Annotated in this window: 22 protein-coding genes; 10 read left to right on the forward strand and 12 right to left on the reverse strand. The window is 68.4% G+C overall.

Going from position 1 to position 25,140, the window contains the following annotated elements:
- Positions 1-42: 42 nt before the first annotated feature.
- Genes IV112_RS00500 through IV112_RS00520 form a run of 5 tightly spaced genes read right to left on the reverse strand, consistent with a single transcriptional unit; the run spans position 43 to position 4,294 of the window.
- Positions 43-687: a tetratricopeptide repeat protein gene (locus tag IV112_RS00500; RefSeq protein ID WP_304000411.1), complete on the reverse strand. Its 645-nt coding sequence runs from the start codon at positions 685-687 to the stop codon at positions 43-45.
- Positions 684-1,496, reverse strand: a complete 813-nt coding sequence (locus IV112_RS00505; protein WP_304000413.1) for an SDR family oxidoreductase — start codon at positions 1,494-1,496, stop codon at positions 684-686. Before IV112_RS00505 ends, IV112_RS00500 begins: the two co-directional genes overlap by 4 nt.
- Complete coding sequence (locus IV112_RS00510) at positions 1,493-2,161, reverse strand: TenA family transcriptional regulator (RefSeq protein ID WP_304000415.1); 669 nt, start codon at positions 2,159-2,161, stop codon at positions 1,493-1,495. The genes IV112_RS00505 and IV112_RS00510 overlap by 4 nt, the downstream gene beginning before the upstream one ends.
- Complete coding sequence (locus tag IV112_RS00515) at positions 2,148-3,617, reverse strand: AMP-binding protein (RefSeq protein WP_304000416.1); 1,470 nt, start codon at positions 3,615-3,617, stop codon at positions 2,148-2,150. The genes IV112_RS00510 and IV112_RS00515 overlap by 14 nt, the downstream gene beginning before the upstream one ends.
- Complete coding sequence (locus tag IV112_RS00520; RefSeq protein WP_304000418.1) at positions 3,614-4,294, reverse strand: thermostable hemolysin; 681 nt, start codon at positions 4,292-4,294, stop codon at positions 3,614-3,616. The genes IV112_RS00515 and IV112_RS00520 overlap by 4 nt, the downstream gene beginning before the upstream one ends.
- A gap of 138 nt (positions 4,295-4,432) precedes the next feature.
- Between IV112_RS00520 and pepP the strand changes: the two genes are divergently transcribed.
- The 9 genes from pepP (at position 4,433) to hemF (ending at position 14,991) form a co-directional block, all read left to right on the forward strand.
- The gene (gene pepP, locus IV112_RS00525; protein ID WP_304000419.1) at positions 4,433-5,746 is read left to right on the forward strand and encodes a Xaa-Pro aminopeptidase; all 1,314 of its coding nucleotides are present in this window, start codon (positions 4,433-4,435) and stop codon (positions 5,744-5,746) included.
- A complete protein-coding gene (locus tag IV112_RS00530) occupies positions 5,743-6,918 on the forward strand; it encodes an FAD-dependent monooxygenase (RefSeq protein ID WP_304000420.1) in 1,176 nt (391 codons plus the stop codon). Before pepP ends, IV112_RS00530 begins: the two co-directional genes overlap by 4 nt.
- Before the next feature lie 83 nt (positions 6,919-7,001).
- Positions 7,002-8,504 (forward strand): MBOAT family O-acyltransferase, encoded by a 1,503-nt coding sequence (locus IV112_RS00535; RefSeq protein WP_304000422.1) that lies wholly within the window; start codon positions 7,002-7,004, stop codon positions 8,502-8,504.
- A gap of 2 nt (positions 8,505-8,506) precedes the next feature.
- A complete protein-coding gene (locus IV112_RS00540) occupies positions 8,507-9,700 on the forward strand; it encodes a hypothetical protein (protein ID WP_304000423.1) in 1,194 nt (397 codons plus the stop codon).
- Positions 9,701-9,810: 110 nt separating this feature from the next.
- Complete coding sequence (dusB, locus tag IV112_RS00545; RefSeq protein WP_304000424.1) at positions 9,811-10,845, forward strand: tRNA dihydrouridine synthase DusB; 1,035 nt, start codon at positions 9,811-9,813, stop codon at positions 10,843-10,845.
- A gap of 49 nt (positions 10,846-10,894) precedes the next feature.
- Positions 10,895-11,131 carry a Fis family transcriptional regulator gene (locus tag IV112_RS00550; protein WP_019916864.1) on the forward strand — a complete coding sequence of 79 codons (237 nt, stop codon included), beginning with the start codon at positions 10,895-10,897 and terminating at the stop codon, positions 11,129-11,131.
- 53 nt (positions 11,132-11,184) lie between these two features.
- A complete protein-coding gene (gene purH, locus IV112_RS00555; protein ID WP_304000426.1) occupies positions 11,185-12,774 on the forward strand; it encodes a bifunctional phosphoribosylaminoimidazolecarboxamide formyltransferase/IMP cyclohydrolase in 1,590 nt (529 codons plus the stop codon).
- A gap of 34 nt (positions 12,775-12,808) precedes the next feature.
- A complete protein-coding gene (gene purD, locus IV112_RS00560) occupies positions 12,809-14,071 on the forward strand; it encodes a phosphoribosylamine--glycine ligase (RefSeq protein WP_304000427.1) in 1,263 nt (420 codons plus the stop codon).
- Entirely contained in the window at positions 14,068-14,991 is a 924-nt protein-coding gene (gene hemF / locus IV112_RS00565; protein ID WP_304000429.1) for an oxygen-dependent coproporphyrinogen oxidase, read from the forward strand. Before purD ends, hemF begins: the two co-directional genes overlap by 4 nt.
- 225 nt (positions 14,992-15,216) lie before the next feature.
- Here the strand turns inward: hemF and IV112_RS00570 are convergent, their stop codons facing one another.
- The 7 genes from IV112_RS00570 to hemC form a co-directional block, all read right to left on the reverse strand.
- Entirely contained in the window at positions 15,217-15,852 is a 636-nt protein-coding gene (locus tag IV112_RS00570) for an OmpW/AlkL family protein (RefSeq protein ID WP_019916860.1), read from the reverse strand.
- Between the two features lie 80 nt (positions 15,853-15,932).
- A complete protein-coding gene (locus IV112_RS00575; RefSeq protein ID WP_304000430.1) occupies positions 15,933-16,961 on the reverse strand; it encodes a M48 family metallopeptidase in 1,029 nt (342 codons plus the stop codon).
- The gene (locus IV112_RS00580; RefSeq protein ID WP_304000431.1) at positions 16,942-18,027 is read right to left on the reverse strand and encodes a YjgN family protein; all 1,086 of its coding nucleotides are present in this window, start codon (positions 18,025-18,027) and stop codon (positions 16,942-16,944) included. Before IV112_RS00580 ends, IV112_RS00575 begins: the two co-directional genes overlap by 20 nt.
- Before the next feature lie 56 nt (positions 18,028-18,083).
- Positions 18,084-19,247: a heme biosynthesis HemY N-terminal domain-containing protein gene (locus IV112_RS00585; RefSeq protein WP_304000432.1), complete on the reverse strand. Its 1,164-nt coding sequence runs from the start codon at positions 19,245-19,247 to the stop codon at positions 18,084-18,086.
- On the reverse strand, positions 19,247-20,257 hold the full coding sequence (locus IV112_RS00590; protein WP_304000433.1) for a uroporphyrinogen-III C-methyltransferase: 1,011 nt from the start codon (positions 20,255-20,257) through the stop codon (positions 19,247-19,249). The genes IV112_RS00585 and IV112_RS00590 overlap by 1 nt, the downstream gene beginning before the upstream one ends.
- A 97-nt stretch (positions 20,258-20,354) precedes the next feature.
- Complete coding sequence (locus tag IV112_RS00595) at positions 20,355-21,152, reverse strand: uroporphyrinogen-III synthase (RefSeq protein ID WP_304000434.1); 798 nt, start codon at positions 21,150-21,152, stop codon at positions 20,355-20,357.
- A complete protein-coding gene (gene hemC, locus IV112_RS00600) occupies positions 21,149-22,159 on the reverse strand; it encodes a hydroxymethylbilane synthase (protein WP_304000435.1) in 1,011 nt (336 codons plus the stop codon). The genes IV112_RS00595 and hemC overlap by 4 nt, the downstream gene beginning before the upstream one ends.
- Before the next feature lie 196 nt (positions 22,160-22,355).
- On the opposite strand from hemC, the gene ppc reads away from it, so the two are divergent.
- Positions 22,356-25,139, forward strand: coding sequence for a phosphoenolpyruvate carboxylase (gene ppc, locus IV112_RS00605; protein WP_304000437.1), 2,784 nt, complete (start codon positions 22,356-22,358; stop codon positions 25,137-25,139).
- The last annotated feature ends 1 nt before the right edge of the window (position 25,140 follow it).

Genomic DNA, 25,140 nt, shown 5'->3' on the forward strand with positions numbered 1-25,140 from the left:
CGTCATTGTCGCTCCAGGCGGACGTTCGTGCAGTACATCGACCTACTTCAGCTTCTCGCGCACCTTGACCAGCAGCGCCTCGATCTCCTTGCGCCGCCCTTCGTCCGCCAGCGGACGGTTCGGGCGTGCCGGCGCCTGCAGCGCCGCTTCGAGCGAGGCGCGTGCCTTCTCGTACTCGCCGTTGCGGTACAGGAAGTCGCCCATGAAGTAGTTGCTGTCGATACCCTTGGGGTTGATGGCCAGCGCCTTGGTCAGCAGTTCGCGCGCCTTGTCCTTGTCGCCGAAGCCAATCGGCCAGCCCGGCACCTGGTAATAGAGCGAGCCGAGGCTGGTGTAGGCCGATCCGTCGAGCGCGTTCGGGTTCTTCGCCAGCGCCTTCTCAAGCGCCGAGCGCGCGTCCTTGACCAGCGACAGCGCGCCCAGCCCGCCCTTCGCACCGGCGTGGCTGGCGACGATGATGCCGTACCAGATGTCCGCTTCAGCGCGATCCGGATGTTCGGCGCGCACCGCCGCCGCCTCCTTGCTCAGCGCCTCGAAAGCCTGTTCCTGCTTGTCGGCCGGTTGTCTGTACTTGATCTGCTCCCATTCGGTCTGCAGCTTGGCAACCGACTCGTCCACACCGGCGAAGGCCGGTGCAATGACCATTGCTGCGAACAACGCGCACGAGGCGCGAAAGAATGCGTTCACGATTTGACTCCCTGTTGTGCGTGACGACGGATGACGGACAGCTGCTTCGCCAGACTGGAATCAACCAGCGACGGCAGCAGGCGGTTGATGCGGACGAACAGCTTTTCGGGCCAGCCCAAGTGGCGCTCGGCGCGTGCGCCGTCGAGCAGCTTCAGCAGCTCGGCGGCAACGTGTTCCGGAGCGTCGCTGGCGACGCCAAGCTCGGCGTTCAGTGCCACCTGGGCCGGGGTGTTCAGCGGAGTGCGGGTGGCGCGCGGCGCCAGATAGCGCAGCTGCACGGCGCTACCGGCCAGTTCGCGGCGCAGTGCTTCGGTGAAGCCGCGCAGCGCGAACTTGCTGGCGCAGTAGGCAACGCTGCCCGGGTGGCCGATGTCGCCAAGAATGGAGCCGACATTGACCACCTGTGCCCGCGCCTGCCGGTGCAGCGCCGGCAGCAGCGCGTGCGTCAGCAGCATCGGTGCGACGACATTCGTGTGCACGATGCGCTCGATCTGCGCGTCCGACTGGTCCTCGAACCAGGCCAGCTCGCTGACACCGGCATTGTTGATGAGCAGGTCGGGCCCGCCGGGCAGCGCTTCGGCGGCGATCACCACGGCGGCGCGTCCGGCGACCGTGCCGAGATCGGCGACAACGCTACGCACCTGCGTGCCGGGTGTGCGGCGCACCAGATCGTCGGCCAGCGCAGCCAGCTTCACCGGGTCGCGACCGACCAGCAGCAGCGCGGCGGCGCGCGGCGCCAGCGCGTGCGCCATCGCACTGCCGATGCCGCCGGCCGCGCCGGTCAGCACGATCCTCAGTCCCTTGGTCATGCCGCGCACGCCTCGTCGCAGGTGGGCAGCGCGCGGAAGATGTCGCCGTAAAGGCGGAACATGACGCGCGCGACGTGAATGACCGCCTGTCGGTCGTCCTCGTCGTCGAGGCCATCCATCAGCGTGGCGAAAAAGCGCACGTGGTCCTGGTCCAGGCTGCCGTGCGAATTCAGATAGGTGAAGGCGGCGGGCGGCAGGTGCAGCGTCTGCGCGATGCGCTCGGCCGCCGTGGTCGCAATCTGCACGCTGGTGCCTTCGAGCACATGCACCATGCCGAAGAAGCCGACCGGATTCTTGCGCGCGATGCAGTCGTAGGCGTAGGACACCATCAGTTCGGTCTCGATGGCGGGTTCGGACATGCGCGCAGCTTCGCGGTCTCCGCCGCAGGCGACGATGTCGTCGAGTATCCATTCCTCGTGGCCGATTTCCTCGTCGATGTACTCGGCCACCGCGCGACGCAGCGATTCGTGCCGCGCCGGCAGCCGTGCGCCGCAAGCCATCAGCAGCGGCACCGTGTGGCGCACGTGGTGGAAGGCTTCGCCGAGGAAGGCGCGGTACTGGCGCAGCGTGACGCGGCCGGCCAGCGCGTCCTGGATGATGGGCGCGCTCAGCAGGTGAGCGCGTTCGGCGGCGGTTTCGTGTTGCAGGCGTTCATGAAAAGACATGTCGGTTCTCTCCGCGGGCATCCCCGCATTCGTACAGCTCGGCGATGCGTTCGCCGTAGCAGGTCCACACCGCGTCACGGCGCACGCGGCCGTTGTCGGTCGCCAGACCGTTGGCGGGGGAAAAGGGGGAATCGGCGCGCAGGTAGACGCCGATGCGTGCGTAGTCGGGCAGCCGTGCGTTGGCGGCGGCGACCGCGGCATCGAGCGCCGCGTCCGGCAGATCGCCGCGCGGCACGATGACTGCGGCTAGCGTCGGCCGCGCCTCGCCGAACACGACCACCTGCGCCACCGCGGGCGAGGCGAGCAGTTCGGCTTCCGGCCATTCGGGCGACACGTTGCGACCGAAACTGGTGATGATCTGGTGCTTCAGGCGGCCGGTCACGTGCAGCCGGCCGTCGGCGTCGAGGCGACCGATGTCGCCCGTCGGCAGAGGTCCGTCGGGCAGCGCCGGCGCACCGAGATAGCCGGGCAGCCGCGGGCCATCGACCAGGATTTCGCCGCGCGCCGACAGCGCGACACGCAGATGCGGCAATACGCGCCCGACGGCGCCCGGCGGATCCGACGGCAGATTGAGCGCCACCACCGACCCCGCTTCCGACAGGCCGTAGCCCTCGCAGGCCGGAATGCCGAGCGCGCGCGCGCGCGCGATCAGGTCGGGCGACACGCGCGCGCCACCAACCGCCACCAGCTTGAGCCCGCGCGGCGCCGGCAAGCCGGCATCGACCGCCGCCACCAGCGCGGTCAGCATCTGCGGCAGCAAGATGAGGCTGTCCGGCTGCCAGCGTTCGAGCGCTGCCAGCGCCGCACGCACGTCAAAACGGCTGGAGCCGCTCAGGCCGACCTCGGCCAGCGGCGGCACGACGCACTGCGCGCCGGCCAGCCAGGCCGCATCGGCACCGGCGACGTTCTCCAGCAGCACGGCCAGCGGCAGCATGCAGAGGTGGCGACGGATGCCGAGCTCACGCGCGATATCGGCCACCGACCGGCTGACCGCCGACAACTGCTCCGTGCTCAGGCATACGCCTTTGGGCTGACCGGTGGTACCCGAGGTGAAGGTGATCTTGGCTGTCCCCGGCGGCAGCGTCACCGCCGGCGCGTCACTGCGGCAGAAGAGCGACAGCGCGCCGGGGCGGGCCGGCGCGACACATCCGGCGCCGAGCACGGCGGCGCGTGCTGCGTCGTCGGTCAGCAGCAGGCGCGCACCGGCGGCGTCGAGCGCGTGCCGGCACTGGGCGTCGGTGAAGAAGGTGGGCAGCGGCAGCAGCACGCGGCCGGCCATGCGCACCGTGCGGTCGGCGAGCAGCCAGTCCGGGCCGTTGTCGGCGAGCAGTGCGACGACTTCGCCGTCGTGCGCACGCAGGTCGCGCGCCAGTGCGTCGACGCGCGCGGCCACCGCAGCGGCGTCGAGCACGCCGTTGCAGCCAGCGAGTGAGGGCGACAGCTGCTCGCCGCTCATGCCGCCTGCTCGCCCACGGTGTGCAGGCCGCTGACGATGCGGCCGACCATGACGGTCGGGCTGTTGCGGTAATAGCTGCCCCAGCCCTCTTCGCCGTCGTGCAGCCGCGCCGGATCGGCCGGCGCCACCGGGAAGATGGGAATGCCGAGGCGGACAAAGGAATTGGCCAGTGCGCGGGTGGCGGTGAACACCACATAATCGAGTCCGCGCGCGTAGAGATGGCGGGTGGCCAGCGCGATCAGCTGCCGCCCCATGCCGGCGGAGGTCGCCGCCATATTGCCGACCTCGGCCAGCGCCGCGCGCGCAACCGGCTCGCGCAGCACGGCCGACAGCGCCTGTTCGAGCGGCAGGTCGAGATACTGTTCGACGAACACATGCGGTCTGGCCACCGGCAGCGAATAGCCGAGCGCCGCCTGCCACTGGCCGTCGGCACCGCGCACGCCGAGCAGGGTGTCGGCAAAATGCCGGATCACCGCGCCGTAGCTGCGGAAGAAGCAGCCGGCGATGAAACGTTCGAGCGAGGCCCGCGCCGGGTGGCCGTGGCCGACCACTTCCAGAACGGGTTCGCCCTCTTCGTCCGGCATACGCAGCCCGATCACGCAGGCGCGCAGCGAAGCGGCACCTCCGGAACGGGCCTGCAGCGGGGTCAGTGCAATCAGCGCGGCGGTGTGCGGCATCGCTTGCCTCCTTTTCGATGGAGGCATGCTCGGGGCTGAAGATTAACCGGCCCTTAACTGCCCTGGCCGGCCTGCAACAGAACGTTTCCGGTGCCGGAAGCCCTAAACTCACGTCCTAAACGAAAGCCGGAACCCGACATGCATCCCTATTCCGAACGCCGCGCCCGCCTGATCGAACGCATGGGATCGGGCGTGGCCGTCATCGCCACCGCCCCCGAACGCGCGCGCAACCGCGACACCCACTACGGCTACCGCCACGACAGCTACTTCTATTACCTGACCGGTTTCGCCGAGCCGGAAGCGGTGCTGGTGCTGGTCGCCGGCGACAGCCCGCGCAGCATCCTGTTCTGCCGCGAAAAGAACGAGGAAAGGGAAATCTGGGACGGCTGGCGCCATGGCCCCGACGCAGCGCGCGAGAAATTCGGCTTCGACGACGCCCACGTATATGGCGAACTGGACGCGAAGCTGCCCGAACTGCTGGCCAACCAGCCGCGCCTGCACTACGTGATCGGCGAGGACGCAGCGTGGGACCAGCGCATGATGGCGGCGCTGAACGCCGTGCGCGCGCAGGTGCGTGCCGGCCGTCAGGCGCCGTCCGAACTGCTGGACATCCGGCAGCCGCTGGACGACATGCGGCTGATCAAGGACCTGCACGAACAGGCGCTGATGCGCCGCGCCGCCGACATTTCCGCCCGCGCCCACCGGCGCGCGATGCAGGCCACCCGCCCGGGCGCGATGGAATACGAGATCGAGGCGGAAATCCTGCACGAGTTCCGCCGCAGCGGTTCGGAGGCACCGGCCTATGGCTCCATCGTCGCCGGCGGCGCCAACGCCTGCGTGCTGCACTACGTGTCGAACGACGCCGAACTGCACGGCGGCGATCTGCTGCTGATCGACGCCGGCTGCGAACTGGGCGGCTACGCCTCGGACATCACCCGCACCTGGCCGGTCAGCGGCCGCTTCCACGCCGCACAGCGCGACGTCTACCAGCTGGTGCTGGATTCACAGACCGCCGCCTTCGCCGAAGTGAAGCCGGGCGCGCGCTTCATCGACTACCACGACGCCGCGGTCAAGGTGCTGGCGCAGGGCATGCTGGACCTCGGCCTGCTCAAGGGTTCGCTGGACGAAGTGATCGACAAGGGCGATTACCGCCGTTTCTACATGCACCGCACCGGCCACTGGCTGGGCATGGACGTGCATGACGCCGGCGAGTACCGCCCGCGCGGCGGCGGCCCGAACGAGTGGCGCACGCTCGAAGCGGGCATGGTGCTGACGGTCGAGCCCGGCTGCTACATCCGCCCGGCCGACGACGTGCCGGAGGCCTTCTGGAACATCGGCATCCGCATCGAGGACGACGTCATCGTCACCGCCGACGGCTGCGACATCTACACCGCCGCCGCGCCCAAGACCATCGCCGACATCGAAGCCGTGATGGCCGAGGCGCGCGGATGAGCGAGGTCGTCGTCGCGCCGCCGCTCGATGCCTTCATCGTCGGCGCCGGCCCGGTCGGGCTGGCCGCCGGCTGCGCCTTGCGCGCCGCCGGTCTGCAGGTGCTCGTCGCCGACGCCGGCCCGGCCGAGCGCGCGCTGGAAGACACGCGGGTGATCGCGCTGTCTGCCGGCTCGCGCGACATCCTGCGCACGCTGCAGGCCTGGCCGAACGCCGACGCGACGCCGATCGGCACCATCCACATTTCGCAGCGCGGTCATTTCGGCCGCACCGAACTGCGCGCTACCGACTACGGCCTCGACGCGCTGGGCCACGTCGCCCGCGCCGGCACCGTGGTGCGCGCCTTGCGCAGCCGCGCGCAGGCGCTCGGGCTCGACGTGCGGCACGAGCTCGCCGTCACCGGCGCACGCGAGGACGGAGACCTTGTCCAGGTCGACACCGCCGCCGGCACCTTCGCCACACGTGTACTGATCTGGTGCGAAGGCCGCATCGCCGACGACGAGGCGCTGGCGCGCAGCCGCGACTACGGCCAGCACGCGGTGATCGCGCTGGCCACGCCGATGCGTCCGCACGGTCACGTCGCCTACGAACGATTCACGCCGGACGGTCCGGTCGCGCTGTTGCCCTGTGGCCGCGACTACGCCGTCGTATTCACCTGTGCCGCGGCCGAAGCCAGCGCACTGCGCGACGAGCCGGATGCGCAGTTCCTCGCCCGGCTGTCCGACGCGCTCGGCGGCCGCGTGCAGTTTTCCGCACTGGGCCCGCGCAGCGCCTGGCCACTGACGCTGCGCATGCGCGCCGACGTCGTACGCGGACATCAGGTGTGGCTGGGCAACGCCGCCCAGACGCTGCATCCGGTGGCCGGCCAGGGGCTGAACCTCGCGCTGCGCGACGTCGGCCAGCTGGCCGAGTGCCTGCTGCCGGTGCTGGCGCGCGGTGAGGGCGACATGGCCGAAGTGCTCGAGCGCTACGGCCGGCTGCGCCGCACCGATCGCGCAGCGACCGGCGGTTTCACCGACGCGCTGGTGCGCATCTTCGGCATCGGAGCCGGCCATCCGCTGCTCGGCCCGCTCGCCGGTCACGCCCGCGGTGCCGCGCTCGCCCTGCTCGACGCCTGTCCGCCGGCGCGTCAGTTCATCGGCCGGCGCATGATGTTCGGCGCGCGCGGCTGGTAGCGCCCGCGGGGCGGTCGCAGTTCCTCGCGGCGACCGCGACCTGCCCCTAGAATCCGCGCACACCCCACGCCCGACGGCCGCGCATGCTGTTCAACTCCTACGCCTTCCTGTTCGCCTTCCTGCCCATCGCACTGGTCGGCTATTTCCTGCTCGGACGGCGTTCGATCACGCTGGCGGCAGGCTGGCTGGCGCTGGCGTCGCTGTTCTTCTACGGCTGGTGGGACGCGCGCTACCTGCCGCTGCTGATCGGCTCCATCCTGTTCAACTACCTGACCGGGCGCGCCATCTCAACACGCGCCGGCACGCCGGCCGCGGGCCGCCTGCTGGCACTGGGCGTGACGGCCGACCTCGCACTGCTGATCGGCTACAAGTACAGCGCGCTGTTCATCGACACCGCCAATCGGATGGCCGACCTGGGCCTGCCGGTGCCCGACATCGTGCTGCCGCTGGGCATTTCCTTCTTCACCTTCACGCAGATCGCCTTCCTCGTCGACGCCTGGGCCGGCAAGGTGCATGAGACGCGGCTGGTCAGCTACACGCTGTTCGTCACCTATTTCCCGCACCTGATCGCCGGGCCGGTGCTGCATCACGGCGAAATGATGCCGCAGTTCGAAAAGGCCCGGAATTTCCGCCCGCATCTGAACAGCTTCCTGATCGGCGGCAGCATCTTCGTGTTCGGCCTGGCGAAGAAGGTACTGCTGGCCGACAACCTGGCGCCGCTCGCCGGCGCGGTATTCGACCGCAGCAGCGAACCCGGCCTGCTGGTGACCTGGGGCGGCGTGCTGGCGTATACCTTCCAGCTCTACTTCGATTTCTCCGGCTATTCGGACATGGCCATCGGGCTGTCGCGGCTGTTCGGCGTCAAGCTGCCGCTGAACTTCGATTCGCCCTACAAGGCAGCCACCATTTCCGACTTCTGGCGGCGCTGGCACATGACCCTGTCGCGCTTCCTGCGCGACTACCTCTACATCCCGCTCGGCGGCAACAAGCACGGACCGCTGCGCCGCTACGGCAACCTGATGGTGACCATGCTGCTCGGCGGCCTGTGGCACGGCGCCGGCTGGAACTTCCTGCTGTGGGGCGGCCTGCACGGCGCCTATCTGTGCATCCAGCACGCCTGGTCGTCGATGTTCCGGCTGCCGCGGCCGCTCGCCGTGCTGCTCACCTTCGTCGCCGTGGTCGTCGCCTGGGTGTTCTTCCGTGCCACCAGCCTGCCGGTCGCGTTCGATCTGCTGGCCGGCATGGCGGGGGCACACGGCGTCGGCCTGCCGGAAGCGATCGGCCAGCGCCTCGGCCCGCTGGCGCCGCTGCTGCAGCGCCTGGGCGTCGACTTCTACGGCGGCGGCGGGGAGCAGTTCGTCACCACCTGGATCTGGGTGACGGTGGCGGCCTTCGTCGCCTTCGCCTGCCCGAACACGCAACAGATCCACGCACGCCTCAGGCCGGCGATCGAGCGCGTGCGGCCGCTGCGCGGCGGTCTGCACTTCTCGCTGCGCCCGCGCTGGGCGATCGGACTGGGCCTGGCCAGCACGCTGTGTGTGCTGGCGCTGTCGCGGCCGTCCGAATTCCTCTACTTCCAGTTCTGACCATGACGCCGCGCCGCCACTTCGCCCGCCAGTGGATGGTCACGCTGACGCTGTCGCTGGCCGCAGTCGCCCTGTTCAACGCCTTCATCGACCCGTGGGGACTGCACGGGCTGGTGCGCATCGACGGTGTGAACGCGGTCAAGATCCGTCCCGAGCGGGCGATCGGCGAACTGAAACTGGCACGCGCGCTGCGCCACCAGCCGGACGCGCTCATCCTCGGCAACTCGCGCGCCGACATCGGCCTCGACCCGGCACACGACACTCTCACCACGCTGGCGCAGCGCCCGTTCAATCTGGCCGAGCCGGGCGCCGCGCTGACGGCACAGGTGCACCAGCTCGAAGCGCTGCTGGAAGCCGGTCACCGCCCGCGTCTGCTGCTGGTCGGGCTGGAACTGTTCGACCTGCTGAACGCCGAACCGCTGCGCCGCACCCACTGGCGGCCGCGCGATGACCTGCAGGCGCAGCAGCGCGCGACGCGATTGCAGAGCGTGATCACCTTGTCCGCGCTCGGCGACAGTCTGCTCACGCTGCGCGCGCAGCGCGATCCGTACGCGGCCACGCTGCGCGACGACGGCTTCAACCCGCTGCGCGACTACGACGGCATGGCGGCGCGCGAGGGCTACGCGCCGCTGTTCCGTCAGCGCGCCGCCGAGAACGCCCGTCGCATCGGTGCTCACCGCTGGCCGTCGCGGCTCGATGCGACCGCCGACTTCATCGCACTGCGCCGCCTGCTCGAACTGGCCGACCAGCACGACATGCGTGTCGAGTGCTTTACCTACCCCTACCACGCGCACATCCTGGGCACGCTGCACCGGGCAGGCCTGATGGACGAAGTCGCCGCATGGAAGCAGGCGCTGGCCGACACGGTCCATGCCGCCGCTGCGCAGGGTGCGAACGTCAGGCTGTGGGATTTCGTCGCCGTCACGCCCGAAACGGCCGAAGCGGTGCCGTCGCCGGGTGACCGGCGCAGCGTCACGCGCTGGTACTGGGAGGGCGGGCACTTCAAGGCGGCGCTCGGGCATCGCATGCTGGAACGGATGCTGGGGACCCGCAGCGAGGAGGGCTTTGGCCGCGAACTGAGTCCCGAGGCGGTTGCCGACGACACGCTGGCACGCGACGTCGACGCGCTGCTGGCTGCGCGCGCCGATCTGGCTGCCGATCTTGACCACGCCTTCGCGACCGCCGGGCTCGACTGACATCCCCGGATACGCCCGACCACCGGCGGGCTTCGCTGCAGATTTTCTCTGCGCCGCCGCATCGGGGTAGAATCGCGCCCCTGCCCGTCCGTATACCGTCCCCACCCACCATGCAGTTCGTCGGCTTCAACCTGCGGAACAACCTTTTCGTCGCGCCCATGGCCGGCGTGACCGATAGACCCTTCCGCCAGCTGTGCAAGAAGCTGGGCGCCGGACTGGCGGTATCGGAAATGGTCACGTCCAATTCCCTGCTCTACGGCAGCGCGAAGACGCAGCGCCGCGCGAACCACGACGGCGAGGTGGCACCGATCTCGGTGCAGATCGCCGGCGCCGACCCGAAGATGATGGCCGACGCCGCCCGCCACAACGTGGACCGCGGTGCGCAGATCATCGACATCAACATGGGCTGTCCGGCGAAGAAGATCTGCAACGTGATGGCCGGTTCGGCGCTGATGCAGGACGAACCGCTGGTCGAGCGCATCCTTGAGGCGGTGGTCAAGGCGGTGCCGGACACCCCGGTCACGCTGAAGATGCGCACCGGCTGGAACCGCGACAACAAGAACGCACCGATGCTGGCGCGCGTGGCTGAGCAGTGCGGCATCCGCGCGCTGGCCATCCATGGCCGCACGCGCGCCGACCAATACACCGGCCACGCCGAGTACGACACCATCCGCGCGGTGAAGGCCGCAGTGAACATTCCGGTGATCGCCAACGGCGACATCACGACGCCGCAGAAGGCACGCGAGGTGCTCGCCATCAGTGGCGCCGACGGCGTCATGGTCGGCCGCGCAGCCCAGGGCCGTCCGTGGATCTTCCGCGAGATCGAACACTTCCTCGCCACCGGCGAACTGCTGGCACCGCCCGAAGTGGCGGAAATCCACCGCGTGTGCCGCGAACACATCGAAGACCTGTACGGCTTCTACGGCACCGACAGTGGCGTGCGCATCGCACGCAAGCACATATCCTGGTACACCAAGGGTCTGGTCGGCTCCGCCGCCTTCCGCCACGCGATGAACCAGCTCGAGGGCACGACCGCGCAGCTGGCGGCCATCGACGAATTCTTTGGTCGCATGGCGGCCGACAACGACAGGCTCGCCTACGAGCCGGACTCCACCGAAGACGACACGCAGGAACTGGCCGCCTGAGCGCCGGGCCACGGCACAGCATCGGACGGACCATCAGGGAGACGCCGCCATGAGCGGACGCAGTGATATTGCCGAGTGCGTGAGGCACTCGCTGGAACGTTATTTCCGCGATCTGGATGGCGAAGCGCCGAGCGACATCTATGACATGGTCCTGCGCCAGATGGAGCGCCCCATGCTCGAGGTGGTGATGCGCGAAGCCGAAGGCAACCAGACACGCGCCGCCGACATGCTCGGCATGAACCGCAACACGCTGCGGCGCAAGCTCACCGACCACGGCATGATCTGAGCGGCGCTCCGGCACCGCCCACCGAATTCCTCAACCTCCCACTGGAACGGCGCATGAAAGTACAGCGTGCATTGATCAGCGTATCCGACAAAACCGGCATCGTTGAATTCGCCACAGCCCTGACCGGGCTTGGCATCGAACTGCTGTCCACCGGCGGCACCGCCTCGCTTCTGGCCAACGCTGGCCTGAAGGTGACCGAGGTGGCCGACCACACCGGCTTCCCGGAAATGCTGGATGGCCGCGTCAAGACGCTGCACCCGCGCATCCACGGCGGCCTGCTCGCCCGGCGCGAGGTCGAGGCGCACATGCAGGCGCTGGCGGAACACGACATTCCGACCATCGATCTGCTGGTGGTGAACCTGTATCCGTTCGAGGCGACGGTGGCCAAGGCCGGCTGCACGCTGGAAGACGCGATCGAGAACATCGACATCGGCGGCCCGGCCATGGTGCGTTCGGCCGCCAAGAACTGGCGCGGTGTCGGCGTGCTGACCGATGCGTCGCAGTACGCCGGCGTGCTGGACGAACTGCGCGCGAATGGCGCGCTGTCCGACGCCACCCGCTTCGCGCTGTCGGTCGCCGCGTTCAACCGCATTTCGAACTACGACGGCGCGATCAGCGACTACCTGTCGGCGCTGAACGTCGACGGCTCGCGCAGCGAGTTCCCGGCGCAGTCCAACGGCCGTTTCGTCAAGATCCAGGATCTGCGCTACGGCGAGAATCCGCATCAGCGCGCCGCCTTCTACCGCGACCTCTACCCGGCACCGGGTTCGCTGGTGAGCGCGAAGCAGCTGCAGGGCAAGGAGCTGTCGTACAACAACATCGCCGACGGCGACGCCGCGTGGGAATGCGTCAAGAGCTTCGACAGCGGCGCCTGCGTCATCGTCAAGCACGCCAACCCCTGTGGCGTGGCGCTCGGTGCGACCCCGCTGGAGGCCTACCGCAAGGCCTTCGCCACCGACCCGACCTCGGCCTTCGGCGGCATCATCGCCTTCAACACGCCGGTCGACGCGGCCACCGCCGAAGCGGTCAGCGGCCAGTTCGTCGAAGTGCTGATGGCGCCCGCCTTCACCGCCGACGCGCTGAAGCTGCTGGCCGCCAAGGCCAATGTGCGCGTGCTGCAGATTCCGCTCGACGGCGTCGACCCCAAGGGTGCGACCGCCTGGTCGCGTGGCCGCAACCTGCATGACGTGAAACGCGTCGGCTCCGGCCTGCTGATCCAGACCGCGGACGAACCGGAATCGCTGGAAGGTCGCCTCAAGGTGGTGACCCAGCGCGCGCCGACCGCACAGGAAATGACCGACCTCACCTTCGCCTGGCGCGTCGCGATGTACGTGAAGTCGAACGCCATCGTCTATTGCCGCGACGGCGCGACGGTCGGTGTCGGCGCCGGCCAGATGAGCCGCGTTGATTCGACGCGGATTGCGCGAATCAAGGCAGAGAACGCCGGTCTGACCATTGCCGGTTCGGTGGTGGCGTCGGACGCCTTCTTCCCGTTCCGCGACGGCGTGGACGTGCTGGCCGAAGCCGGTGCCAAGGCCATCATCCAGCCGGGCGGCAGCATGCGCGACGAAGAAGTGATCGCCGCCGCCGACGAGCACGGACTGGCCATGGTGTTTACCGGCACCCGCCACTTCCGTCACTGAGCTGTACCCGCGCACGATTGAAGAAGGACGTGAAATGAAACTGCTGGTCATCGGTTCGGGCGGGCGCGAACACGCCATCGCCTGGAAGCTCGCGCAGAGCCCGCGCGTGCACAAGGTCTACGTGGCGCCGGGCAATGCCGGCACCGCGCTGGAACCGAATATCGAAAACCTGCCGATCACCGATTTCGCCGAGCTGATCAGCTTCGTCGAGAACGAGAACATCGCCTTCACCGTGGTCGGACCGGAAGCTCCGCTGGCGGCCGGTGTGGTCGATTGCTTCCGCGTGCGTGGCCTGAAGATCTTCGGCCCCACCCGCAAGGCGGCCCAGCTCGAAAGCTCGAAGGACTTCGCCAAGCAGTTCATGGTGAAGAACAACATCCCGACCGCGCATTACCAGACCTTCACCGACGCCGCCGCTGCGCGTGCCTACGTCGACGAGATGGGCGCACCCATCGTGATCAAGGCCGACGGCCTGGCGGCCGGCAAGGGCGTTGTCGTGGCGATGACGCTGACCGAAGCGCACGCCGCGATCGGCACCATGCTGCCGGGCGACGACGGCGGCAAGTCGCGCGTCGTGATCGAGGAGTTCCTGCAGGGCGAGGAAGCCAGCTTCATCGTCATGTGCGACGGCATGAGCGCACTGCCGCTGGCCACCAGCCAGGACCACAAGCGCCTGCTGGATGGCGACGCCGGCCCCAACACCGGCGGCATGGGCGCCTATTCGCCGGCGCCGGTGGTGACGCCGGAAATCCACGCCCGCGTGATGCGCGAAGTGATCCAGCCGGTGCTGACCGGCATGGCGCTCGACGGCCTCCCCTTCACCGGCTTCCTGTACGCCGGCCTGATGATTTCGCCTGAGGGCGACATCAAGGTGCTGGAATTCAACTGTCGCATGGGTGACCCGGAAACCCAGCCCATCATGATGCGGCTGAAGACCGATCTGGTCGACCTGATGGAAGCCGCGCTCGACTACAAGCTGTCCGAAGCCAGTACCGACTGGGACCGCCGCGTCGCACTCGGCATTGTCATGGCAGCCGCCGGCTACCCGGACGCGCCGCGCAAGGGCGACGTGATCAACGGCCTGCCGGCCGCGACGGCGGAAGGCCACGTGTTCCACGCCGGCACCACTGAGCGTGACGGCAAGGTGGTGACCAACGGTGGCCGCGTGCTCTGCGTGACCGCGCTCGGCGACACCGTCAAGCAGGCGCAGCGCGCCGCCTACGCACTGTGCGACCAGATCCAGTTCGACGGCGCCCAGTTCCGCCGCGACATCGGCCACCGGGCGGTGCGGCGATGAGCACGCGGGCGGAAACGGTCCGCGCCTGGCTGCTCGATCTGCAGGACCGCATCATCGGCGGTCTGGAAACGGCGGACGGCTCGCCCTTCCTGACCGACGGCTGGGTGCGCGGCCCGGAAGAACGGCTGCAGGGCGACGGCCGCACGCGGCTGATCGAGGAAGGCAAGCTGTTCGAGCGCGGCGGCTGCAACTTCTCGCACGTGCGCGGCGACACCTTGCCGCCGTCGGCCTCGGCCAACCGCCCGGATCTCGCCGGGGCGTCGTTCGAGGCGATGGGCGTGTCGCTGGTGCTGCATCCGCGCAACCCGTACGTGCCGACCGTGCACCTGAACGTGCGCTTCTTCACCGCGCAGCCGAAGAGCGGCGACGCGGTGTGGTGGTTCGGCGGCGGCATGGATCTGACGCCCTATTACGGCGTCGAAGAGGATGCAGCCCACTTCCACCGTAGCTGCCGCGACGCGCTGGCGCCCTTCGGCGCCGACACCTGGGCGCGCTACAAGAAGTGGTGCGACGATTATTTCTACCTGAAGCACCGCAAGGAAGCGCGCGGCATCGGCGGCGTGTTCTTCGACGATCTCGGTGCCGACGGCGAAGTGAGCTTCGATCACGCCTACGCGCTGACACAGGCGGTCGGCAACACCTTCCTCGACGCCTACCTGCCCATCGTCGAGCGCCGTCGCGACACGCCCTACGGTGAGCGCGAACGCGACTTCCAGGCCTACCGGCGCGGCCGCTACGTCGAATTCAACCTGGTGTTCGACCGCGGCACGCTGTTCGGCCTGCAGTCGGGCGGACGCACCGAGTCCATCCTGATGTCGATGCCGCCGGTGGTGAAATGGCGCTACGACTGGCACCCCGCCGACGGCACGTCGGAAGCCAGGCTGTACACCGACTTCCTCCCGCCGCGAGACTGGGTATAACAGGGGTTTCGCGAAGCGCTGCTTCGCGCCTGCTGAACGATTCGGCTGTGCAAAGCCGGCCGTGGGTGGCGGCACGGGCGTCGTCTGCGTGAAGTGCTGCGCACGGACGCAAGCGTCAAAAAAACGGGCACCTCAAGGGTGCCCGAACCGGGACTGCAGGAAGAACCTTTGGCTTGCCCGCCGGCCTTCAGGCTTGTGGCCCTCGACCGGCGAACCCGCTCAAACTCAGAAGCGATAGCCGATACCGACCGAATACAGCATCGGGTCGATGCCCAGCTTGGTCACCTTGGCGCCGCCAGCGCCCTTGATGAAGATGTCGGTGTCGATCGCGACGTACTTGACGTCGAAGTTCAGGAACCACTTCGGCGCGATCTGCACGTCGGCGCCGACCTGTGCTGCCCAGCCGAAGCTGCTGCGGTCAATGCGCAGCGGCACGCTGCCGCCGAGAACGGTGCCGGCGTCCAGATCAACGCTGGAGAAACGCGTGTAGTTCAGGCCAAGACCGGCGTACGGGCGAATCTGACCTTCCGGGTTGAAGTGGTACTGCAGCGTCAGCGTCGGCGGCAGGTGCTTGACCGAACCGATGCCCACACCGCCCAGCTCCACGTCATGCTTCTGCGGATAGGTCAGGATCAGTTCGGCCGCGATGTTCTTGGTGAAGAAGTAGGTGATGTCGATTTCCGGGAACACCTTGTTCTCGGCTTCGACATCGATCGGCAGGCCCAGACCGCCCGAATTGTCATTGTCCGGGTTCATGTACAGCGCACGTGCGCGCACCATCCAGTTGCCTTCGTCCGCTGCGTTCGCCACGCCTGCCACGGCAGCCAGTGCTGCCACACCCACCCACTTGATCGCCTTCATTTTTACGTGCTCCAGAGGATTTAAACCGCATTCAGTGACGGCAGTATCCTCAAGAGCCGAAAACCCCACGTTGACCAAGGTCAATCGGCGGCGAAGTCTCCACGGCGCAGTCTTTCGATACGTTGTGCGCTATCCGGATGGCTTGAAAGCCAGCCCGCAGCCGTGCCATCCTCGCGCGCGCCGTGCGCGCGGGCGAGGCGTTCGAGCATGTCGGCCAGCAGCGCCGGCGAGCGGCCCTGGCTGCGCAGCGCATGCGCCGCGTAGGCGTCGGCTTCAAGTTCCATGTTGCGGGAATAGCCCGACTGCAGCAGCACGGTCGGCGCCATCGCCAGCAGACTGCTCACGTCACCGGCGTACCAGGTCATGAACAGCGCGACGGCCGACCCCTGCAGCACCATGCGCATGCCATGCATGCGTTCGACGTGCCCGAGTTCGTGCATCAGTACCGCCAGCACCTGTTCGTCATCGTCGGCCAGCGCGACCAGCTGGTCGGTGACGATGAGCGAGCCGTCGGGCAGCGCAAATGCGTTGGCACCGACCGACCCACCCGAGCGGAACAACAGCGTGTGCGGCAGCGCGCTGCGCGCTGCGAGCGCCGAGCGCAGCCGCTGCTGGCGCGCCTCGTCGAGCTTGCTCGGTGCCAGCAGACGGTCGTCCAGCAGTTCGAGCGCCTGCTGTGACATGCCCGCCACCACCGCCTGCGGCACGTGCGGCGCCGCCATGCCGGCAGCCCAAGGCAAGCCGTAGCGCGCGCCCAGCCAGACGATGAGGATCAGCGCTGCGACGGCACCGAGCACGACGCGTGCATCGAAGGCCCAGCGCACCGTCGCACGGTCGCGATGACCGCTGGCGTCGAGCAGCAGCGCCAGCGCGGCGTGATCCCGCACCTCGACGTGCGCACCGTCGGCGAAGGTGATCAGCCGCGGCGCCGACCCCATGGGCTCCGACAGACGCAGCGTCGACAGCGGCTCGCGGCGTGCGACGCCTTCGGCATGCACGTGCAGCGCGTCACCGTCGAGTTCGATGGTGGCCGCATGCGCCCGCGCGCTGACACCGTCGAAATACAGGGCCGCCACCGCTGACGGCATGTCAGAGCGCGATGTCGACATCGAACAGATCGGCCGCCTCCTCACCGGTCGCCGCCACGTCCGGCGACTGGCCGGCGACGAAGTCGTCGAGCGGACCGGCGCTGATCATCGTGACGCTCTCGATCCGGTAGCGTGCGAGCCTGATCGCGGCAAAAGGCATGAACAGACCGAAGGTGCACACGATGGCAATCAGGTTGGTCAGCGTGATCGCGTACAGCGTGCGGGCACGGGCACGCGACTCGAAGCGATGCGGGCCGAGTTGCGTGTTGTTCCACACCACGTTCTGCAGGCGTGCAAGCAGATAGGGCTGGACCAGCATGAGCACGGCCAGCCAGCCAAGCATCAAGAGTATCGGCAGCATGGACAGGCTCTCCGGCCCGCCGCCACTCAGCACGATGAGACCGATCATCGCGGTGCCCAATACGAGAAAGCCCGTCAGAAAGAGCAGGAACAGGACGCCGTAGATCTTGTAGAAGGCGGACACCGGTACATCCAGATGGAAACGCGTGGTGCCAAAGCGTGTGTTGTCGAGCTGATAGCGCTTCATGCGCTGGTGCCACATCGGCGCCAGCAGGTAGAGCGTGACGACGGACAGCAGCGGCCACATCAGGAAGACCGCGTAAGCGCCCTTCTCGTCGCCATCGAAGGCGAAACGCAGGCCACGCCAGCTGGTATTGCGGGCGCGGAACTTCAGCGAGCGCATGAGCAGCATCGGCATCACGGCGGCCAGCACGATGGCGACCGCAATGCCGAGGACGGGCGAGAACTCGAATGACAGGTTGTAGGCGACCAGCAGGATGACGCCGATCACCCGTCCCTTCAGGATGGCGCGCGGATCCCCGTGGTAGTCGAAGGCCGCGCCGCCCAGCGTGGTATGACGATGGAAGTACTGCAGCCGCCGGACCTTGGCCCAGGCGGAGTAGATGCCCAGCGTGACGATGCTGAGCAGCAGGTTGACGATCCAGATGCCGAAGTACTCGGCACCGCGGCCGGAGAAGATGAGCGCCTCCGCATGTGGCGCGCCGGACGGACCGAAGGGGTCGGCAGGCGGCTGCGCCGCGACTTCACTTTCGAAGGGATTGTTCATGTCTCGCCCGCGCCGATGATCACGCGCGGATCATGACATACGCACAGCGACGCGGTTCACTTCATCAGAGCCGCCGCGCGGAAATGTGCCCGTGCATCGTCGGGTCGCTCCAGGTGCTCGGCCAGCAGCGCCAGTTCGACATGGACGATGCGCGACGGCTGCACCGCCAGCGCCGCTTCGAGATAGCTCTGCGCCTTGCCCCACAGCTGCTGTGTGCGGCACAGGCGGCCGAGCGCGAGCAGCAGTTCGGCATCGTCCGGATGGTCGCGCAGCCAGGCCTCGGCCCGGGCGATGCGCGCCAGCGCGTCGGCGCCGTCGGAGTGCGCGTACAGCGTCATCAGCGACGATTCCCAGCCGCGCTCGATCTGCGCCTCGATCAGCTTGCGCGCCTGCGCGAACTGGCCGGCGGCGACCAGCGCCTCGCACATCGCACGGACCACCTGCGCGTCCTCGCGCTCGACCGACGGCAGGCTCTTCCAGTAGGCATCCAGTTCCGCCGGATCGATGTCGTGCAGCGCCCCCATGTGCGCCTGGCGCCGGACCGGTGCCGCCTGTTCCGGCGTCAGCGCACGGTGCTTCTGCAGCAGACGCACCACGCGCAGCAGACCGCCCCAGTCGCCGAGGCCGCGGCGGGCGCGCATCGCCAGCCGCAGTGCGGCGACGTGGCGCTGACCACCCGATTGCAGCACGTCGATGCGTTCCAGCGCATCGCCATACTCGCGACGGTCGGTCAGGATGTCGGCTTCGGTCATCAGGCGCGCGGTGCGCAGATCGTCGAAGCGCTCGGCCTGGCGCAGCCACTCGTCGGCCTGCACCTGCTCGCGCATCGCATGCGCCGCGCGGGCGCCGATCAGCGCCGCCAGCCCGGGCGACTCGCCGCCCTCGACCGCCACCCGGGCACTGCGTTGCGCGTGGCCGTAACGGCCCTCGAAATACAAGCGCGCAGCGTCGCGCAGCGCGGTCACCGCTCGATGACGACGCTGACGGGCGCGATAGCGCGCGGCGCGCGCCGGCATCCGCATCAGACCGTCGATGAAGTGGAACAGGCTGTACAGCAGCGCGACACCGAGCAGCAACGTGACGATGAACAGGTTCAGCGACAGCTCGACGCGCCAGGGGGACCACTGGATCAGCACGAAGCCGTCGTTGTGGCGGGCGGCGATGACCAGACCGACGGCCAGCGCGCACAGGCCGAGCAGCCACAGCAGCAGGCGCACCATCAGCGCTTCTCCTCGCGCGTGACAGTCGGGCGCTGACGCTGCGCCTTCAGCTGGGCCAGCGCACTCATCGATTCATTCAGCCCCGGCAATGCCTCGCCCGGATCGACTGCCGCCAGCTGGCGCAGCGTGACCAGCGCGTTCTCGGTCTGGCGGGCGCGGGTGTCGTAGTAGCGCTCCAGCCACTCGCGCGCCAGCCGGATGTCCTCACGCCAAACGGCACCGTTACGCTGCAGCAGCGCAACGCGCGCATTGATCAGCCGAAGTTTCAGGTTCTCGCGCAGGAAGAAGCTGTGCTCCGGCGACAGCAGCGCGGGATCGGGGCGGTCCAGTCGTTCGATGCGCACCAGCTGGCGCACCTCCTCCCACACCGCCCGCGCCAGCCGTTCGGCCTGCGTCGGCTCAGCCCCCTTGTCGTCGCCGGGCGCTGCTGTCGACGCAGACGCACCCCGGGCCGGCGAGCGCTCGAAGGCGAGCGGCAGCCCGTCGACGACCGCCAGCAAGGTGTCGATGCGCAGTGCCTGGCCGGACAGATCGGCCATCGGCGCGCGGCGCAGTCGTTCCATGTCGTTGGCCATGGCGCGGCGCAGCGGCAGGTAGCGGCCGGTATCGACGCGCGCCAGCCGCGCTTCGGCGCCGGACAGCGCACTGAGCGCGAGCTTGGCGTCGCCAGCCAGCTGCAGCTGCTGCTGGCCCAGCACCAGCGCGTGCTCGACTTCGGCCAGCACGCGTTCGTCGTAACTGCGCACCAGATCGTCGGCCAGGTATTCGTAGGCGTCGATGCGTGCCCGCAGTTCGGCCAGCTGCACTTCCTGGCTGCTCAGCCGTGTGCCGTAGCCCGCGATGCCGGCGGCCTCCTGTTCGGTCGCGCGGGTGGCCTGCGCCGCCTGTTCGCCGACCACCTCGACCCGCCGATGCAGTTCCGACTCCAGCGCACGCATGCGCTGCAGCATCAGGAAGCTCGCCACGCCGAGCGCGACCAGCAACAGCAGCGACAGGCCCAGCGCCCACATTGGAACGACGCCCTCGCGCTTCGACGACGCCGGCTGGGAGGCAGCTGCGCCGACAGGGGTGACAGGGGTATTCGGAGGTGTCTGCTCGCTCATGTCGTCAGTGAAGGTCGCGCGACGGCGACGAAAAGTAATCGGTCAGGCCGGCCATCAGGCCGGCATCGGCGGGATCGGTTTCGATCACGCGGGCAAAGCCCTGTTCGCGTGCCTGCTCGGCAATGCGCGCGTGTGGCGCGAACAGCGGCAGCGCGCGCAGCGCGTCGGCGCAGTCCAGGCCGGGCAGTGCCAGCAGATTGCGCAGCGACTCCGACGAGGTGATGGTCAGCGCGTGCAGTGCGTCGCCTCGTACGGCCTCGCACAGCGGTGCGCCATCGCGCGGCGGCACGCGCCGGTAGCAGGTGATGTGTTCGACCGTCGCGCCGCGCGCGCGCAGCGTGTCGCCGAGCAGTTCGCGCCCGCCGTCGCCGCGGAAGATGAGCACCCGGCGTCCGGCCAGCGCGGCAGCCGACAGTTCGGGCAGCGCCAGCAGCGCCTCGGAATCGAAGCGGCCCTGCTGCGGCACGAGCACGCGGGCGATGCCGCGCGCGCGCAGCGCCTGCGCCGACTGCTCGCCCACCGTGGCGGCCGGCAGTGCTGCCGGCCAGGCACGCCGCGGCAGGATCAGGTCGAGTGCATGGTTGACCGCGTTGGCGCTGACGAACACCGCGAGTGCCGCATCGTCCAGCGTCGCCGCGGCCGCTGTCACCGCCGCGGTGTCAGCCAGCGGCTCGATGTCGATCAGCGGAAATTCGAGCGGATGACCACCGGCCGCGCGTATCGCGTCGCTGAGCGCAGCCGCCTGCGCGCGCGGGCGGCTGACCAGCACGCCGCGTCCGCTCAGCGCGCCGCGCGGATTCATCGTCCGGCCAGATCGTCGAGGATGGCCTGTGCGCCGTCCGCAAGCAGGGCCTCGACACAGACGGCAGCCAGTTCGTCCGGCTGCGCGATATTGCCGCGCGCCTCGGCCATCGCGATACGCGAGCCATCGGGCATCGCGACGCGCGCGCGCAGCCACAGCGCGCCACCGTCGAGCACGCAGTAGGCGGCCAGCGGCACTTCGCAGGAACCGGCCAGCGCGCGCGACACCGAACGTTCGGCGCGAACGCAGGCTTCGCTGGTACCGCACACCAGCGGCGCCAGCCAGGCCGCCACTTCCGGCCGCGACGACAGCGCCTCGATGCCGAGCGCGCCCTGACCGGCTGCCGGCAGCGACAATTCGACCGGCAGCAGCGAGCGGATGCGATCGCCCAGCCCGAGTCGCTTGAGGCCGGCCGCGGCGAGGATGATCGCGTCGTACTGACCCTCGTCGAGCTTGCGCAGGCGGGTATCCAGATTGCCGCGCAGGCTGCTCACCGCGAGATAGGGGAAGTTCGCACGCAGCTGCGACTCGCGCCGCAGGCTGGAGGTGCCGACCACGGCACCCGGCGGCAGTTCGTCGAGACTGGCGTAGCGCGAAGACACGAAGGCGTCCTGCGGCACTTCGCGCTCGAGCGTGGCGACCAGCGCGAACTCGTCGGCCAGCGTCATCGGAACGTCCTTCATCGAATGCACGGCCAGATCGGCGCGGCCTTCGAGCAGGGCGGTTTCCAGTTCCTTGACGAACAACCCCTTGCCGCCGACCTTGGCCAGCGGGCGGTCGAGAATCTGGTCGCCGCGCGTGGTCATGCCGAGGATGTCGACGGTCGTACCCGGGTACAGCGATGACAGTCTGTCACGCACGTGTTCCGCCTGCCACATGGCGAGCCGCGACTCGCGCGATGCGATCACGATGCGCCCGGGCTTCGGGTAAGCTTGGGTTTCCTGCTGCGGTACCGACTGCGCGCGATCCGCCGCAATGAGGTCCGCCGGGCCGGCCGGATGATCCATATGGAAAATAGGCGTGTGGTGATCAGTTAGGTGAACACACCGCGCGCCAGCGTGAGCGAGTGCCTACAGGCAGCGCGCGAATCGGCCCGAATTCTAGCAGCCCCGGATGGAACATCGCATCGCCTCGGCCAGAGCAGGCCGTCGGCGCGCATGAATCAGACACTCATTCAGGACCCTCTTCGAGGAAGGATTGCCAGTGAATCAACAGGCCCAGACGCCGGTTGCGGTGCACGATCGCGCCACGCACGACAAGGACCAGCCGCTGTTTGACGACATCCGCCTGCTCGGCCGCATGCTGGGCGACGTGGTGCGCGAGCAGGAAGGCAGCCGCATGTTCGAACTGATCGAGAACGTTCGCCAGCTGTGCGTGCGCTTCCGCCGCGACGACGACCTCGACGCGCGCGCCGAACTGGCCAAGCTGCTGAATGGCCTGTCGGACGACGACACCATCATCGTTGTACGCGCCTTCAGCTATTTCCTGCATCTGGCCAACATCGCCGAGGACCAGCACCATATCCGCCGCGCCCGCGCCCATGCCATAGCCGGTGACCCGCCGCGCCCGGGCACGCTGGCCAACGCGCTCGCCAAGGCGCTCGATGCCCAGATCCCGGCCGAGGAAATCCTCGCCTTCTTCCGCGACGGCCTGGTGGTGCCGGTGCTGACCGCACATCCGACCGAGGTGCAGCGCAAGAGCATCCTCAGCCAGGAAATGAAGATCGCCCGCCTGATCGACGAGCGCGACCGCATGCGACTGACGCCGGAAGAGCTGGAAGAGCGCGATGAGGCGGTGCGCCGCACCATCACCTCGCTATGGCAGACGCGCATGCTGCGGCGCACCCGGCTGTCGGTGGCCGACGAGGTGATCAACGGCCTGTCGTTCTACGACTACACCTTCCTGCGCGAACTGCCGCGCGTCTACAACGCGGTCGAGGACCAGCTCGAAGCGGCCTTCCCCGAACACAAGCGCGAAATCGGCAGCTTCCTGCGCATGGGCTCGTGGATAGGCGGCGACCGCGACGGCAATCCTTTCGTCACCGCCGACGTGCTGCGCGCGACGCTGCGCGTGCAGTCGTCCAAGGCTCTGGATTACTACCTGACCCAGGTGCACATCCTGGACACCGACCTGTCGCCGACCACGCTGCTGAACAACGTCAGCGACGAACTGCGCGTGCTGGCCGCCACCGCACCCGACAAGTCGCCGCACCGCGAGGACGAGCTGTACCGCCGCGCACTGGCCGGCATCTACGCCCGCCTGGCGGTCACCGCCCGCACGCTGGACCAGCACGAGGCGCTGTGGAAAGCGGTCGGCGACGCCGATCCCTACACCGACGCCGCAGAATTCGTGCGCGACCTCGACGTGATCCACGATTCGCTGGTCAGCCACAAGTCGGCGCTGATCGCGCGCGGCCGGCTGCGCCGCCTGCGCCACGCCGCACGCGTTTTCGGCTTCCATCTGGCGGCACTCGATCTGCGCCAGAACTCGGATGTGCACGAGCGGGTGATCGCCGAACTGCTGGCCAATGCCCACGTCTGCAACAACTACCTCGAACTGCGCGAGGAGCAGCGCATCGAGGTGCTGATCAACGAACTGGGCACACCGCGCCCGCTGACCGCGCCCTTCATGCAGTTCTCGGCCGAAACCGAGGGCGAGCTGGCGATCGCGCGCACGGCCGCCGAAATGCACAAGCTTTACGGCGAAGCGGCGCTGCCGAACTACATCATTTCGAAGACCGACGGCGTGTCCGACATGCTGGAAGTCGCGCTCATCCTGAAGGAAGTCGGCCTGCTCAACGTGCACGAGCGGCAGGCGGCGATGAACATCATCCCGCTGTTTGAAACCATCGGTGACCTGCGCAACGCACCGCGCATCATGGACCGGCTCTTTACGATTCCGATCTGGCGCGTGCTGCTGGACGCCCGCGCCCTCACGCAGGAAGTGATGCTGGGCTATTCCGATTCGAACAAGGACGGCGGTTTCCTCACCTCCGGCTGGGAGCTGTACAAGGCGGAAACCAAGCTGGTGCAGGTGTTCAAGCGCCACGGCGTGCGGCTGCGCCTGTTCCATGGCCGCGGCGGTTCGGTCGGCCGCGGCGGCGGTCCGAGCTTCCAGGCCATCCTGGCACAGCCCGGCGGCGCGGTGCAGGGGCAGATCCGCATCACCGAACAGGGCGAAGTGATCGCCTCCAAGTACTCCAATCCGGACGTCGGTCGACGCAACCTCGAAGTGCTGGCCGCGGCCACCTTCGAAGCGACGCTGCTGGGCAAGCGCGAGGCCGCCGCACCGCCGGAATTCACCGACGCGATGGAAGAGCTGTCGGGCTACGCCTTCAAGGCCTACCGCAATCTGGTCTATGAAACCCCGGGCTTCGAGAAGTATTTCTGGGAATCGACCGTCATCACCGAAATTGCCGAGCTGAACATCGGCTCGCGCCCGGCTTCGCGCAAGAAGGGGCAGAAGATCGAGGACCTGCGCGCCATCCCGTGGGTGTTTTCGTGGTCGCAGTGCCGGCTCATGCTGCCCGGCTGGTTCGGCTTCGGGTCGGCGGTGAACGAGTACCGCACCCAGCACGCCGATGGCATGGCGCGGCTGCAGGCCATGGTGCACGAGTGGCCCTTCTTCGCCACACTCATTTCCAATATGGACATGGTGCTGTCGAAGACCGACATCGCGATCGCCAGCCGCTACGCCGAACTGGTCGAGGACGAGGCGCTGCGCACCGCCATCTTCACGCGCATCCGCGCCGAATGGCAGGCGACGCTGGACGCGGTGCGCCAGATCACCGGTGCGCCGGAGCTGCTGTCGACCAATCCGCTGCTCGCGCGCTCGATCCGCAACCGCTTCCCCTACATCGAGCCGCTGAATCACCTGCAGGTCGAACTGCTGCGCCGCTTCCGCGCCGGCAACCGCCACGAACGCACCCGCCGGTCGATCCACCTGACCATCAACGGCGTCGCCGCCGCGCTGCGGAACAGTGGGTGAA

Source organism: Methyloversatilis discipulorum, assembly GCF_018780585.1.
Lineage (GTDB): Bacteria > Pseudomonadota > Gammaproteobacteria > Burkholderiales > Rhodocyclaceae > Methyloversatilis > Methyloversatilis discipulorum_B.

What these genes read in the sequence shown, in the direction of transcription:
- IV112_RS00585 (WP_304000432.1), bottom strand. Translation starts at nt 19,247, where the DNA reads ATGGTGCGCCTGCTGCTGTGGCTGCTCGGCCTGTGCGCGCTGGCCGTC.
- IV112_RS00520 (WP_304000418.1), bottom strand. Translation starts at nt 4,294, where the DNA reads ATGCCGCACACCGCCGCGCTGATTGCACTGACCCCGCTGCAGGCCCGT.
- IV112_RS00540 (WP_304000423.1), top strand. Translation starts at nt 8,507, where the DNA reads ATGACGCCGCGCCGCCACTTCGCCCGCCAGTGGATGGTCACGCTGACG.
- IV112_RS00595 (WP_304000434.1), bottom strand. Translation starts at nt 21,152, where the DNA reads ATGAATCCGCGCGGCGCGCTGAGCGGACGCGGCGTGCTGGTCAGCCGC.
- IV112_RS00505 (WP_304000413.1), bottom strand. Translation starts at nt 1,496, where the DNA reads ATGACCAAGGGACTGAGGATCGTGCTGACCGGCGCGGCCGGCGGCATC.
- IV112_RS00515 (WP_304000416.1), bottom strand. Translation starts at nt 3,617, where the DNA reads ATGAGCGGCGAGCAGCTGTCGCCCTCACTCGCTGGCTGCAACGGCGTG.
- IV112_RS00575 (WP_304000430.1), bottom strand. Translation starts at nt 16,961, where the DNA reads ATGTCGACATCGCGCTCTGACATGCCGTCAGCGGTGGCGGCCCTGTAT.
- IV112_RS00535 (WP_304000422.1), top strand. Translation starts at nt 7,002, where the DNA reads ATGCTGTTCAACTCCTACGCCTTCCTGTTCGCCTTCCTGCCCATCGCA.
- IV112_RS00530 (WP_304000420.1), top strand. Translation starts at nt 5,743, where the DNA reads ATGAGCGAGGTCGTCGTCGCGCCGCCGCTCGATGCCTTCATCGTCGGC.
- dusB (WP_304000424.1), top strand. Translation starts at nt 9,811, where the DNA reads ATGCAGTTCGTCGGCTTCAACCTGCGGAACAACCTTTTCGTCGCGCCC.
- IV112_RS00570 (WP_019916860.1), bottom strand. Translation starts at nt 15,852, where the DNA reads ATGAAGGCGATCAAGTGGGTGGGTGTGGCAGCACTGGCTGCCGTGGCA.
- hemF (WP_304000429.1), top strand. Translation starts at nt 14,068, where the DNA reads ATGAGCACGCGGGCGGAAACGGTCCGCGCCTGGCTGCTCGATCTGCAG.
- IV112_RS00580 (WP_304000431.1), bottom strand. Translation starts at nt 18,027, where the DNA reads ATGAACAATCCCTTCGAAAGTGAAGTCGCGGCGCAGCCGCCTGCCGAC.
- purH (WP_304000426.1), top strand. Translation starts at nt 11,185, where the DNA reads ATGAAAGTACAGCGTGCATTGATCAGCGTATCCGACAAAACCGGCATC.
- purD (WP_304000427.1), top strand. Translation starts at nt 12,809, where the DNA reads ATGAAACTGCTGGTCATCGGTTCGGGCGGGCGCGAACACGCCATCGCC.
- hemC (WP_304000435.1), bottom strand. Translation starts at nt 22,159, where the DNA reads ATGGATCATCCGGCCGGCCCGGCGGACCTCATTGCGGCGGATCGCGCG.
- IV112_RS00590 (WP_304000433.1), bottom strand. Translation starts at nt 20,257, where the DNA reads ATGTGGGCGCTGGGCCTGTCGCTGCTGTTGCTGGTCGCGCTCGGCGTG.
- IV112_RS00550 (WP_019916864.1), top strand. Translation starts at nt 10,895, where the DNA reads ATGAGCGGACGCAGTGATATTGCCGAGTGCGTGAGGCACTCGCTGGAA.
- IV112_RS00510 (WP_304000415.1), bottom strand. Translation starts at nt 2,161, where the DNA reads ATGTCTTTTCATGAACGCCTGCAACACGAAACCGCCGCCGAACGCGCT.
- pepP (WP_304000419.1), top strand. Translation starts at nt 4,433, where the DNA reads ATGCATCCCTATTCCGAACGCCGCGCCCGCCTGATCGAACGCATGGGA.